This is a genomic window from Promicromonospora iranensis, from assembly GCF_028994775.1.
Taxonomy (GTDB): domain Bacteria; phylum Actinomycetota; class Actinomycetes; order Actinomycetales; family Cellulomonadaceae; genus Promicromonospora; species Promicromonospora iranensis_A.
The window spans coordinates 202,165-213,619 of the sequence record NZ_JAJQMN010000006.1; the positions used below are offsets into that span (position 1 = coordinate 202,165).

Sequence of the window (11,455 nt, forward strand, 5' to 3'; positions counted from 1 at the left end):
CTCGTTCCAACAGAAAGTTCAGTGCGCGACGGCGGGGCTCGCCTCCGCGAGCTCGCTCACCTCGGGCTGGTGCGCGGCGCCGGCGTCGCGCAGCAGGCCGGCGTCGGCCAGGACCGCGCGCAGGGCGACCACCTCGTCGTCCGACGCGGCGACGTTCGGCAGGCGGAGGAACCGGTTGTCCGTGACACCGAGGGCCTCGATCGCCGCCTTGGCCATGACAGCCTGGGCGCCCGCACCGTTCAGCGCGTCGATGACGCCGGTCGTCGTGCGGAAGACCTCGATCGCTCCGGCGAGGTCGCCGGCGTCGAACCGGCGGATCGTCTCCGCGAAGTGCGCGCCGACCACGTGGGCCGACACCGACACGATGCCCGCGCCACCGATGCTCAGGAACGGCAGGAGCAGACCGTCGTCGCCGCAGTACCAGGCCAGGCCGGTCTCCGCGATGAGCTTGGTGGCCGCGTAGACGTCGCCCGTGGCGTCCTTGTTCGCGACGATCCGCGGGTGCTGGGCCAGGCGGCGGTAGGTCTCGGGCGCGATGCGCACCACGGTGCGCCCGGGGACGTCGTACAGCATCACCGGCAGGTCGGTCGAGTCCGCGACCGCCGTGAAGTGCTGGTACAGGCCCTCCTGGCTGGGCCGCGAGTAGTACGGCGAGACGACGAGGAGGGCGTCCGCGCCGGCCTCCGCGGCCTGCTCGGCCATGCGGATCGCGTGCACGGTGTCGTTCGAGCCCGCACCGGCCACGACGGCCGCGCGGTCGCCGACGGCCTCGACGACCGCGGCGACGAGCTCTTCCTTCTCGGGTGTGTGGGTCACCGGCGACTCGCCGGTGGTGCCGGAGAGGACGAGGCCGTCGTTGCCGTCGTCCACCAGCTTCTTCGCCAGCTTGACCGCTGCCTTCAGGTCCACGGCGCCGTCGGGCGTCATCGGGGTGACCATGGCGGTCAGGACCGCGCCGAACGGGCGCGCGGAGTCTGTGGGAAGAACCATGGGTCTACCGTACCGTTTACCGCCCCGATCACCCCCCTCCGAGCAGCTCCTCCAGGCGCTCGACGGCGGGCGCGATCTCGTCGTTGGCCAGCCGGACCACGCCGGGCTCCCGGGCCACCTCGTGCAGGCCCCCCGCGTAGGCGGCGAGCGCCGTCGGGCGGAGGTCACGGCGGTGGGGCGCGGCGTCCGCGGCGACCCGGTCCGCGACGACGTCCTCGGGCGCCTCCACGACGACGTGGACGAGCCGCGCTCCGGCGCGGGCGGCGGCGTCCGCGAAGCGCCGCACCTGGTCGGTCCGCGCCACGAGCTGCGGCACGACGACGTCGTGCCCGCCGCGCAGGTGCTCGACCGCCATGGCGAGGCCGAGGGCCCGAGCCGGCTCCGCGGTGTCCCGGACGTCGCCGCTGATCAGCGTCCGGACGACGTCGATGTCCAGGTCGAGCGTGCCCGGGTGCCGCGCCGACCAGGCCGCCGCGACGGCGGACTTGCCCACGCCCGGTAGCCCGTTGAGCAGGATCAGTCGTACGTCGTCCCGGGTCACCGCTCGACCAGCACGCCGTCCTCGTCGGCGTACACGGTGGCGCCCGGCCGGAACACGACGCCGCCGATCTCCACCGCCTCGTCCAGCACGCCCGCGCCCGTCTTCGACGACTTGCGCGGGTTGGTGCCGAGCGCCTTGACGCCAAGGCGCAGCCCGCCGAGCGCCACCGAGTCGCGGACCGCGCCGTGGATGATCGCGCCGGCCCAGCCGTTCTCGACCGCCGTGGCCGCGATGAGGTCGCCCATCAGGGCGCTGCGCAGCGAGCCGCCGCCGTCGACGACCAGGACGGCGCCCTCGCCCGGCGTCTGCGTCACCGCCTTGACCAGGCCGTTGTCCTCGTAGCACCGCACGGTCCGCACGGGTCCGGAGAAGGCACGGACGCCGCCGAGGTCCCGCAGCTGGACGGAGAGCGAGGCCAGCGCCTCGCCGTGCTCGTCGTACAGGTCGGCCGTGGCGGTCATGGTGGTCCTCTCGTCCGGTGGCGTTGCGCGAGACCATACCTGGCGGCCCGACCGGCTTCCGCGTGCTCGCCCGCCCTGCCCGGGCGAGCGGCGCGCCGACGTGGATACTCAAGATATGACGGCGACGACGCTCTCCCCCGCCTTCGTGGCGCACCTGCCCACCGGCATCCTCGTCGGCGGGCACTGGGGCCCCGCCGAGGGCGGCGCGACGTTCGAGGTCACCGACCCGGCGACCGCCGAGCCCATCTTCGACGTCTCCGACGCCACCCCCGCCGACGCGGTGCGCGCCCTCGACGCCGCGCACGCCGCCGCCCCCGCGTGGCGTGCCGTGCCGCCACGCGAACGCTCCGAGCTGCTGCGCGCCGTGTTCGGCCGCCTCGTCGCACGCGCCGACGACGTCGCCGCCCTGATCACCGCGGAGGCCGGCAAGCCGCTGGCCGAGGCACGCGCGGAGGTCCTCTACGGCGCCGAGTTCCTGCGCTGGTTCGCCGAGCAAGCGGTGCGCGCCGACGGGCTGGTGCGCACGGCGCCGTCGGGCGGCAACACGCAGTACGTGAGCCGTCGGCCCGTGGGACCGTCCCTGCTCATCACGCCCTGGAACTTCCCGATCGCGATGGCGACCCGCAAGATCGCCCCGGCGCTCGCGGCCGGGTGCACGGTGGTGGTCAAGCCCGCCTCGCTCGCCCCGATGACCACACTCCTGGTCGCGGAGATCATCCGCTCCGAGGCGGAGGCACGCGGCCTGCCCCCGGGCATCGTCAACGTGGTCCCGACCACGCAGGCCGGCCCGGTCACCGAACCGCTGTTCGAGGATCCCCGGCTGCGCAAGGTCTCGTTCACCGGCTCCACCCGCGTGGGTCAGACGTTGCTGGCCCAGGCCTCGAAGAACGTGCTGCGCAGCTCGATGGAGCTGGGCGGCAACGCGCCCTTCGTCGTGTTCGAGGACGCCGACGTCGACGCCGCCGTCGAGGGCGCGCTGGTCGCGAAGCTGCGCAACTCCGGGCAGTCCTGCGTGGCCGCCAACCGCTTCCTCGTGCACGACGCCGTCGCGCGCACCTTCGCCGACAGGTTCTCCGCGGCGGTGGGCGCGAAGGTGACCGCACCGGGCACGCGCCCCGGCGCCGAGGTGGGTCCGCTCATCGACGAGGCGGCGGTGGAGAAGGTGACCGGCCTGGTCGACGACGCCGTCGCGCACGGCGCCCAGGTGCTCACGGGAGGCTCGCGGCTGGCCGGCCCCGGCCACTTCTTCGAGCCGACCGTGCTCACCGGGGTCGACGCCGACGCGCGGGTCGTGACCGAGGAGATCTTCGGGCCGGTCGCCCCGATCGTCGCCTTCGGGTCCGACGACGAGGCGTTCGAGCTGGCCAACGGCACCCCGTTCGGCCTGGCGGCGTACGCGTACACGACGTCGCTGGCCCGTGCCCGGCGTGCGATGGACGAGATCGAGGCGGGAATGATCGGCATCAACCGCGGCCTGGTGTCCGACGCCAGCGCGCCGTTCGGCGGCGTCAAGGCCTCCGGCCTGGGACGCGAGGGCGGCGAGGCGGGCATGGAGGAGTACCAGGAGACCGTGTACGTGGCTCTGTAGGTCTCGCGGCAGGTCTCGCGGCAGGTCCCGCGGCAGGTCCCTGTCCGGCGTACGGGCGTGTCCCGGATACGCCCGGCGACGACGTAGCCTCGGTGCGTGAACGTCCTCCCCAGTGATCCGGTGGCCCGCGCCGCCGTCCGCCAGGGCGTGAGTGTCTCGGTGGCGACCGGGCTGTACGGCATCTCGTTCGGTGCCCTGTCGGTCGCCGCCGGTGTCGGTCTCGGCCCGACAATGGCCCTCAGCCTGCTCATGTTCTCCGGCGGCTCGCAGTTCGCCCTCATCGGCGTCATCGGCGCCGCGGGCACACCCGTCGCGGCGATCGCCACGGCGACGCTGCTCGGCCTCCGCAACACCCTGTACGGCGCGGTGGTCTCACCGCTGCTCCAGGTGCGCGGCTGGCGCCGCCTCGCCGCGGCGCACGTCACCATCGACGAGTCGACGGCGGTCGCCGTCGCCCAGCCCGAACCCGCGGCGTCCCGCATCGGGTTCTGGGTCACGGGAGTCGGCGTCTTCGTGCTCTGGAACGCGTTCGTGCTCCTCGGGGCGCTCGCCGGCGACGCGCTCGGCGACCCGCGCGCCTGGGGGCTCGACGCCGCTGCGGCCGCCGCCTTCCTCGCGCTGGTCTGGCCCCGGCTCGCGCCCCGCCGCGCCCAGCTCGTCGCCGGGCTCGCCGTCGTGGCGACCGCCGCCCTGATCCCGTTCGTGCCGCCCGGGATCCCCGTGCTCGCCGCGGCTGCGGTAGCCGTGGTCGTCGGGCTCGTCTCGCCGAACGACCCGGACGCCGCGTCCGGGAACGGGCCCGGCGGGGCCGCCGAGAAGGAGTCCGTCCGATGACCACCACAACGCTCTGGGTCACCGTGCTGGTCGCGTCCCTGGCCTGCTACGCCCTCAAGCTCGGCGGCCACCTGGTCCCCCGGTCCTGGCTCGCGTCCGAGCGGGTCTCCCGCATCACCACCCTCGTGACCGTGGCGCTGCTCGTGTCCCTCGTGGTGGTCCAGGGTTTCGCCGACGGGCTCGCCCTGACCGTGGACGCGCGCGTCCCTGCGCTCGCGGTCGCCGCGCTGGCCCTCGCCCTGCGCGCGCCCTTCATCCTCGTGGTGGTGCTCGCGGCAGGCACGGCGGCGGCCCTTCGCGCCCTGGGCTGGGGCTGACCCGCCGCCACCAACCCTCGACCCGACGCGGCTGACCACTGTCGGGGGCGGGACGGTTGGGCACCGGCGGCGGTTAGGGTGGTGCGGTGGCACTGTTTCGCGAGACCGCCGATGTGTCCGTCCGCCCAGCGATCGCCGGCGACGAGTCCGCCGTGACCGACGTGCAGGTGGCCGCGTGGCGCGCCACGGGGGTGCTGGGCGAGGGGGTGATCGCCGCCCTCGACGTCCCGGCCATGCGGGAGCGCTGGTCGTCGGCCATCACGTCGCCGCCCGGCCCGGGCTTCGCGGTGTTCGTCGCGCTCGACGGGCCTGACGTCGTGGGGTTCGCCGCCGTCTCCCCCGGCCAGGTGCTGTCGCTCGAGGTCCTGCCCGAGGCGCAGCGCGCCGGGCACGGGTCCCGCCTGCTCGCTGCCGCCGTCGACCGGCTCCGTGCCGACGGCTCCGAGACCGTGACCACCTGGTCGCTCGTGGACGACACGGCGCGTGCCGCGTTCCTGGAGGCCAGCGGACTCGGCGAGGACGGCCGTAGCCGCACCCTGGCGACAGGGGTCCGCGAGGTCATCGAGCACCGCTGGTCCGCCGCGATCTGACACCCGCGTGTCCCGGCAACGGCCGGGAGCGCCCGCCACACGAACCCCAGGATTCACGCCGATGTGACAGTCCCGTGACACGGCCTTGCGACCATCGACCTCATGGGGATTCGCACGGAGTACTTCGCCGCACCATCCGATGAGGTGGCGGCGACGGCGCTCCGCACACCCGGCGGGCCGGCCGACCCGGACCAACGCACCGACCTGCCACGCTTCGACGCCGTCGCGGTGCCGTCGATGGACCCGTTCATCATGCTCGGCGGGCTCGCGGGTGTGCTGTCCGGACGCCCGTACGGCGAGGTCACCGCGCACCCGCGGCACGGGACGCTCGTCTGCAGCGGAGGTGCCGAGGGGCCCTGGGTCGTGACCGTCGCCCAGACTCTCGCGGACGACCTCGCTTCCGCCGCCCCCGCCCGCCTGGTCCGGGCGGCCCGCGAGTGGTCCGCCACCGCGCCGCCCGCCGTCCCGCCGCGTCAGCTCGCGGCCGCGCTGCTGCCGCTCGCGGCACTCGCCGCGCGGGCGGCCGACCTGGGACACGGGCTCTACTGCTGGACCAGCCTCACCGAATGAGCACTGCTGCCGCGCCCCGCGCCGAGCGGGCCGGACCGGAGGTCGTCCGCCGGCTCGGCCGGGACTGCCCGGCCGACCTCGGGCTGAGCGCGCTCCTGACCGCCTACCACCTGCAGACCGAGGCCGAGAAGGGCGTACCCGTCGCGGACGCTGACGCGCTGCCCGCCCGCTACCGGGCGGAGACGACGGATCCGCGTGCCGCGTTCGCCGAGGACGTCGTGCTCGTCGCGCGCCGCGGCGGCGTCTCGGCGGGCTGTCTCGTGCTGACCGCACCGGTGTCCGGCCGCTCGGAGATCAAGCGGCTCTGGACCGCGCCGGAGGCCCGCGGCCACGGGATCGCGTCGATGCTGATCGCGACGGCGCTGACCCAGGCGCGCGCGGGCAGCGTGGGCGCCGTCGCGCTCTCGGTCTGGAGCTGGCGCACGGGCGCGATCGGCCTGTACCAGAAGCTCGGCTTCACGATCGTCGACTCCTGGGACGAGCGGGACGACCTGGTGTGCCTGGAGCGCGCCGTCGGCTGATGTGCACCGGCTGAAATGGTGGCGCGTGCAGGGCCGCAGGGGTGCTTCAATCTCCCGGTGACACGCACCCGCAACCCGCTCTGGCGGACCCTTGTCGAGCTCCGTGGCAACCCGCGCGCCTGCGTGTGGACCGAGCCGCTGTGGGGGCTGTCCATGGCCCTGGTGCTGCCGTACGCGTCGGTGTTCATGCTGGCTCTGGGACTGCACGACGAGCAGATCGGCTTCCTGGCGACCGTCGCCATGCTCTCGCAGGTCGTCTTCGGGCTGGCCGGCGGGATCATCACCGACCGGCTCGGCAGGCGCGCCACGACGGCGTGGTTCGACGTGATCGCCTGGGTGATCCCGTGCCTGCTCTGGGCGTTCGCGGAGAACTTCTGGTTCTTCCTCGCGGCGTCACTCGTGAACGGCGCCCTGCAGGTCACCCAGAACTCGTGGGACTGCCTCATGGTCGAGGACGCCGAGCGCGGCCAGATCACCCGGATCTACTCGCTGGTCAAGGTCGCGTCCGACTGTTCCGCGCTGTTCGCGCCGCTGGCCGCCGTCCTGGTCGCCCAGCTCGGGCTCGAGCCCGCGGTCCGCATCCTGTACATCAACGCGGCGGTGGTGATGACCGCGAAGATCATCTGGCTCTACCTGTGGTCGAGGGAGACCCGACAGGGCCGTGTCCGCAGGGCCGCCACCCGCGGGCAGAGCGTGTGGCGGCTGCTGGCCGGGTACCGGGGTGCGCTCGGGCTGCTGCTGCGCTCGCGCGGCTCGCTCCTCGCGCTCGCCGTGGCCGCACTGACCGCCGCGGTCACACTCGTCAACGGCACGTTCTGGCAGGTGGTGGTCAGCCAGCACCTGCACGTGCCGGACGCGCTGCTGCCCTTCTTCCCGATGGTCCGCTCGGTCCTGTCCGTGCTCTTCTTCTTCACGCTCATCCCGCTCCTGACCACCGCCGTCGACCTCAGGCGCGCCGCCCTGTGGGGGTTCGGGGTCCACCTCGCCGGGCAGCTCGTGCTGGTCGCGATCCCCGCGTCCGCCGGCACCGCGACGGCGTCGACCTACGCGTTCCTCGGCCTGTGCCTGCTGCTGGACAGCTTCGGTGCGGGCATGTTGTTCATGCTCTCGGAGTCGCTCGTCGCGCTGCACGTGGACGAGGCCGAGCGCTCGCGGGTGATGGCGCTCCAGCGCACGTGCATCATGCTCGCCGCGGCCCCGTTCGGTTGGATCTCGGGTTGGCTGTCCGGACTCGACCGCACCTACCCGTTCGTGCTCACGTCGGTGCTGCTCGTCGTCGGGCTCGTGGTGGTGCTGGTGCGCTGGGTGCCGACGCACCCGGAGGCGGAGGCCGCCCTGACGTCCGACCCGTCCTGACACGGGGCCGGCCCGGCGCAGGACCGGCCCCTGCCTCACCGCGGCGACGTGCCGACCAGCTCCCGCGTCCCGCCCGCGGCGGACCGGCCGCGGATCGAACGGCCGCGGATCGAACGGCCGCGGACCGTCCCGGCGCCGCGCGGCCACGGCACCGCGTCAGCGCTGACCGACACCCCGCCGACCCATGCGGATGAGGGCGGCGTCAGCACCACGGCGCTCGCCGTCCGGGGGTCGCGCGCGGCCGCGCCAGGACCGTGCGCGAGGCTCGGCCTCGCCGTCGTCGGCCGGTGGCACGAACGCGCCGGCCTCGCAGGCGCGAGCCGCGCCGTGCGGACCTGGTTGCGGACGGCGCCCGCCACGATCGTGGCGAGGACGAACAGCCCACCGGCGACGAGGGCGGCGCGCACGCCGATCAGCTCCATGAGCAGACCCAGGAGCGGCGGGCCGGCCAGGCCCCACGCGGTGCTCGCGCTGCGCCAGACGCCCAGGACCCGGCCGCGCATGGCGGCCGGCGGGTCCGTCTGCAGCACCGTGGCTCCGGCCGTGTCGGAGAACGACTCCAGCACTGCCATCGGCGCTACGACCACCAGCAGGAGGGCGAACGTGGGCGACAGACCCGCGAGCACCTGGAGCAGCGCCCCACCCGCCGCGAGCGCCGCGACGATCCGCACCGAGGGTCGGCGCAGGCGGCCGGCGAGGAACGCCCCGACGATTCCCCCGACGGCCAGCACCGAGGCGACCGTCGCGAAGTCCTGCGTGGTGCCGGCGAGCGCGCCCGTGACGAGCACCGCGAGCGTGAGCGAGTAGTTGCGGCCGAAGACCGCGCTGACCGCGGTGACGGCCAGCAGGGCGACCAGCCGCGGGCGGCTGCAGAAGTACCGGATGCCGTCGAGCGAGCTCGACCGCCCTGCGCGGGGTGCGGCCGGCTGTCCGGGCTCGGCCGGCTCCGCTGCCGCCGTCGGCTCCGCTGCCGCCACCGGCTCGACCTGCGGCACGGGTGCGGCCTGCGCCACCAGGTCGGCGGGCGGCACGGGCGCCACCTCCAGCACGCGGTCACGGCGGCGCGTGTACAGCCGCAGGAACGGGACCAGGGCCGCCACGGCGAGGAACGAGATGCCGTTGCCGAGGTACGCGGCAGCGGGTCCCGCGAACGCGAGCAGGCCACCGGCGATACCGACGCCGGCCAGCCGGCCCACGCTGTTCGTCACGGAGCCCAGCCCGATAGCGGACGGCACGTCGTCGGGCGGGACGAGGTCGTTGCCGAGCAGCGAGGTCGCGGGGCCGTCCACGGCGGCCACCAGGCCGGTGACGGCCGACAGGGCGAGCAGGAGCGGGAGGTTGAGCGCGTCGAGCCCGACGAGCAGGGCGGTCACGAGGGCGATCGCGCCGAGCACCGCCTGGCTCACGGCGACCACCACCTTGCGGGGCCACCGGTCCACGACCGCACCGCCGGCGACCCCGAAGAGCAGGCCGGGCGCGGCCTGGACGGCGAGCGAGAGCCCGGTCGCGGCCGGGGAGCCGGTGATCTGGAGGACGAGGAGATTCTGGACGGTCATCTGCATCCACGTGCCGGCACTCGAGACGAGGTTGGCGCCGGTCCACCAGCGCATCGCCGGATGGCGCAGCGCACGCCATGGGGAGCGGCCTGGAGCAGGGCTGGACGGTACGGACTTCGGGCGCAGAGCGCGCACGGGCACACGGAAGAGGGCCCGGAAAAAGGCAGGGAGAAACACGAGAGCTTTCAGTGGAGGGGGACGCCGCCGGCGACTGCCGCCGATCGCAGCGGCGACAATTCAAACAACCGGCTCCGGGTGCGCTCTACCCCCGGTGGCCCTTCGTGACCAAGGTCGCAGGTGACCGCCGTCTCTGGTGCGGGCGGCCGCACGGGCCGCGGCGGCGGTCAGCCGTCGTCCGAGGAGTCCTCCGCCGAACCCGTGTCCCCGTCCCGGCTCCGTAGGACCCGCATCGCGACGTAGAGCAGCAGGCCGAGCAGCAGCAGCGCGCCCGCCCGCAGCCACGTCTCCCCCGACTGCTGGGTCAGCAGCAGCACGCAGCTTCCGACGCCGAGCCACGGCACCACCGTCGCCACCCGGAAGTGCGGCTGCTCCACATGGTCGCGGCGCAGCACCAGCACCGCCACGTTCGTGCTGATGAACACCAGGAGGAGGAGCAGCACCACGGTCTCCGCCAGCGACGCGAGGTCGCCCGTGAAGACCAGCCCTACGGCGACGACCGTGGTGACCAGGATCGCGACCCAGGGCGTGCGGCGGTGCGGAAGCACGCGGCCGAGCGTGGCAGGCAGGAGCCGCTGCTCGGCCATGCCGTACGCCAGTCGGCTCGACATGATCATGGTCAGGAGCGCGCCGTTCGCCACGGCGATCAGGGCGACCAGCGAGAACAGCCACATGGGTACCGCGCCGGCCCGGTTGACCACCTCGAGCAGGGGGCCGCTGGAGCCGGCGAGCGTTTCGGGCTCCACGACCGCGACAGCCGCGATGCCCACCGCTACGTAGACGGCGCCGGCCGTCAGCAGGGCACCGAACAGGGCCCGTGGGTAGACCCGCCGCACGTCGCGGACCTCCTCGACCACGTTCGCCGACGTCTCGAAGCCCACGAACGAGTAGTACGCGAGGATCGCCCCCGACAGGACCGCGAGCGCGGGGGTGGTGCCGTCGGGGAACTGGGTGACGCGCCCGAGGTCGCCGTCCCCGCGGCCGAGCACCACGAGCGCGAGGACCACGATGACGACGAGACCGCTCACCTCGATGACCGTCATGGCGACGTTCGCGCCGAGCGACTCGCGGATCCCCCGGGCGTTGAGCGCGGCGACGGCAAGCAGGAACAGCACGGCCACGAGGCGCTCGGGCGCGTCGACGAAGGTGCCGAAGTAGTCACCGGCGAACGCCAGGGAGAGCCCTGCCGCGCTGGTGACGCCGGCCGCGAGCATCGAGAACCCGACGAGGAACGAGATCACCGGCTGCCGGAACGCGCGTTCGGCGAACACGGCGGCTCCCCCGGCCCGCGGGTACTTCGTGACCAGCTCGGCGTAGGAGCCTGCGGTGAGCAGGGCGAGGCCGAGCGCTACCAGCAGCGGCAGCCACACCGGGCCGCCCACCACGCCGGCCATCTCGCCCACCAGGGCGTAGACACCTGCTCCGAGCACGTCACCGAGGATGAACAGGTACAGCAGCCGTCCGCTGACGGCGCGAGAAAGACGGGTCTCCGGGTCGGCCTGGCTCGTCGTCATGACTAGAGGCTGGCACCTGCGGCGTCGACTCGCAGGGCGTACGGACGGGTCGCTGCGGCGCGCACGTCGTCAGAGCCCCGGCTCGTAGGCCGTGTACCCCGCGCGGAGCACGACGGCGGCGTCGTCCCCCGGCCCCGCACCCTCGTCGGGGTGGGGCACCCGCGCGACGTCGGGCCAGTGCACGAGGAACGCACCACGGTGCCACCACCGCAGGATCGGGGCGACCGGCCACGGGTGCCGCACGCTCGACCGCTCGAACCCCATGAACGACGTGCGGGTGCGCGGGGAGACGACGAGGCCGTGCAGCCGTGCGCGGGCAAGGTACGCGTCGGGCGCCCCGTCGAGCACGAAACGCAGGTCGACCACCCAGCCCAGCTGGGCCCCGGCGTCGTCGTGCACGGGGACGTCGAGCAGGTCCGAGGCGATCATCGTGGCCTCCC

General features: G+C 74.1%; 13 protein-coding genes. 7 read left to right on the forward strand and 6 right to left on the reverse strand.

The window, feature by feature from the left end:
• Positions 1-18: 18 nt before the first annotated feature.
• From dapA to rraA, 3 genes are read right to left on the reverse strand one after another with little or no spacing between them, the layout of a single operon-like run.
• The gene (gene dapA, locus LUU90_RS13035; protein WP_275003859.1) at positions 19-990 is read right to left on the reverse strand and encodes a 4-hydroxy-tetrahydrodipicolinate synthase; all 972 of its coding nucleotides are present in this window, start codon (positions 988-990) and stop codon (positions 19-21) included.
• Between the two features lie 28 nt (positions 991-1,018).
• Positions 1,019-1,531 carry an AAA family ATPase gene (locus tag LUU90_RS13040; RefSeq protein ID WP_275003860.1) on the reverse strand — a complete coding sequence of 171 codons (513 nt, stop codon included), beginning with the start codon at positions 1,529-1,531 and terminating at the stop codon, positions 1,019-1,021.
• The gene (rraA, locus tag LUU90_RS13045) at positions 1,528-1,992 is read right to left on the reverse strand and encodes a ribonuclease E activity regulator RraA (protein ID WP_275003861.1); all 465 of its coding nucleotides are present in this window, start codon (positions 1,990-1,992) and stop codon (positions 1,528-1,530) included. The genes LUU90_RS13040 and rraA overlap by 4 nt, the downstream gene beginning before the upstream one ends.
• Before the next feature lie 115 nt (positions 1,993-2,107).
• Here rraA and LUU90_RS13050 point away from each other — a divergent pair, with 115 nt between their 5' ends.
• The 7 genes from LUU90_RS13050 (at position 2,108) to LUU90_RS13080 (ending at position 7,768) form a co-directional block, all read left to right on the forward strand.
• Complete coding sequence (locus LUU90_RS13050; RefSeq protein WP_275003862.1) at positions 2,108-3,580, forward strand: NAD-dependent succinate-semialdehyde dehydrogenase; 1,473 nt, start codon at positions 2,108-2,110, stop codon at positions 3,578-3,580.
• 96 nt (positions 3,581-3,676) lie between these two features.
• Positions 3,677-4,414, forward strand: a complete 738-nt coding sequence (locus tag LUU90_RS13055; protein ID WP_275003863.1) for an AzlC family ABC transporter permease — start codon at positions 3,677-3,679, stop codon at positions 4,412-4,414.
• Positions 4,411-4,731, forward strand: a complete 321-nt coding sequence (locus tag LUU90_RS13060) for an AzlD domain-containing protein (protein ID WP_275003864.1) — start codon at positions 4,411-4,413, stop codon at positions 4,729-4,731. The genes LUU90_RS13055 and LUU90_RS13060 overlap by 4 nt, the downstream gene beginning before the upstream one ends.
• A gap of 86 nt (positions 4,732-4,817) precedes the next feature.
• Entirely contained in the window at positions 4,818-5,321 is a 504-nt protein-coding gene (locus LUU90_RS13065; RefSeq protein WP_275003865.1) for a GNAT family N-acetyltransferase, read from the forward strand.
• A gap of 102 nt (positions 5,322-5,423) precedes the next feature.
• Positions 5,424-5,891 carry a hypothetical protein gene (locus LUU90_RS13070; protein WP_275003866.1) on the forward strand — a complete coding sequence of 156 codons (468 nt, stop codon included), beginning with the start codon at positions 5,424-5,426 and terminating at the stop codon, positions 5,889-5,891.
• Complete coding sequence (locus LUU90_RS13075) at positions 5,888-6,412, forward strand: GNAT family N-acetyltransferase (RefSeq protein WP_275003867.1); 525 nt, start codon at positions 5,888-5,890, stop codon at positions 6,410-6,412. Before LUU90_RS13070 ends, LUU90_RS13075 begins: the two co-directional genes overlap by 4 nt.
• Positions 6,413-6,469: 57 nt before the next feature.
• Entirely contained in the window at positions 6,470-7,768 is a 1,299-nt protein-coding gene (locus tag LUU90_RS13080; protein ID WP_275003868.1) for an MFS transporter, read from the forward strand.
• Between the two features lie 35 nt (positions 7,769-7,803).
• Here LUU90_RS13080 and LUU90_RS13085 read toward each other — a convergent pair whose 3' ends face one another.
• The 3 genes from LUU90_RS13085 to LUU90_RS13095 all read right to left on the reverse strand — a co-directional run bounded on the left by LUU90_RS13085 (position 7,804) and on the right by LUU90_RS13095 (position 11,444).
• Complete coding sequence (locus LUU90_RS13085; protein ID WP_275003869.1) at positions 7,804-9,459, reverse strand: MFS transporter; 1,656 nt, start codon at positions 9,457-9,459, stop codon at positions 7,804-7,806.
• 209 nt (positions 9,460-9,668) lie between these two features.
• On the reverse strand, positions 9,669-11,015 hold the full coding sequence (locus LUU90_RS13090; RefSeq protein ID WP_275003870.1) for an APC family permease: 1,347 nt from the start codon (positions 11,013-11,015) through the stop codon (positions 9,669-9,671).
• 69 nt (positions 11,016-11,084) lie between these two features.
• Positions 11,085-11,444: a PRC-barrel domain containing protein gene (locus tag LUU90_RS13095; RefSeq protein ID WP_275003871.1), complete on the reverse strand. Its 360-nt coding sequence runs from the start codon at positions 11,442-11,444 to the stop codon at positions 11,085-11,087.
• Between the last annotated feature and the right edge of the window lie 11 nt (positions 11,445-11,455).

Coding starts and splice junctions, on each gene's coding strand:
- LUU90_RS13060 (WP_275003864.1), top strand. CDS start 4,411: ATGACCACCACAACGCTCTGGGTCACCGTGCTGGTCGCGTCCCTGGCC.
- LUU90_RS13050 (WP_275003862.1), top strand. CDS start 2,108: ATGACGGCGACGACGCTCTCCCCCGCCTTCGTGGCGCACCTGCCCACC.
- LUU90_RS13095 (WP_275003871.1), bottom strand. CDS start 11,444: ATGATCGCCTCGGACCTGCTCGACGTCCCCGTGCACGACGACGCCGGG.
- LUU90_RS13075 (WP_275003867.1), top strand. CDS start 5,888: ATGAGCACTGCTGCCGCGCCCCGCGCCGAGCGGGCCGGACCGGAGGTC.
- dapA (WP_275003859.1), bottom strand. CDS start 990: ATGGTTCTTCCCACAGACTCCGCGCGCCCGTTCGGCGCGGTCCTGACC.
- LUU90_RS13090 (WP_275003870.1), bottom strand. CDS start 11,015: ATGACGACGAGCCAGGCCGACCCGGAGACCCGTCTTTCTCGCGCCGTC.
- LUU90_RS13070 (WP_275003866.1), top strand. CDS start 5,424: ATGGGGATTCGCACGGAGTACTTCGCCGCACCATCCGATGAGGTGGCG.
- rraA (WP_275003861.1), bottom strand. CDS start 1,992: ATGACCGCCACGGCCGACCTGTACGACGAGCACGGCGAGGCGCTGGCC.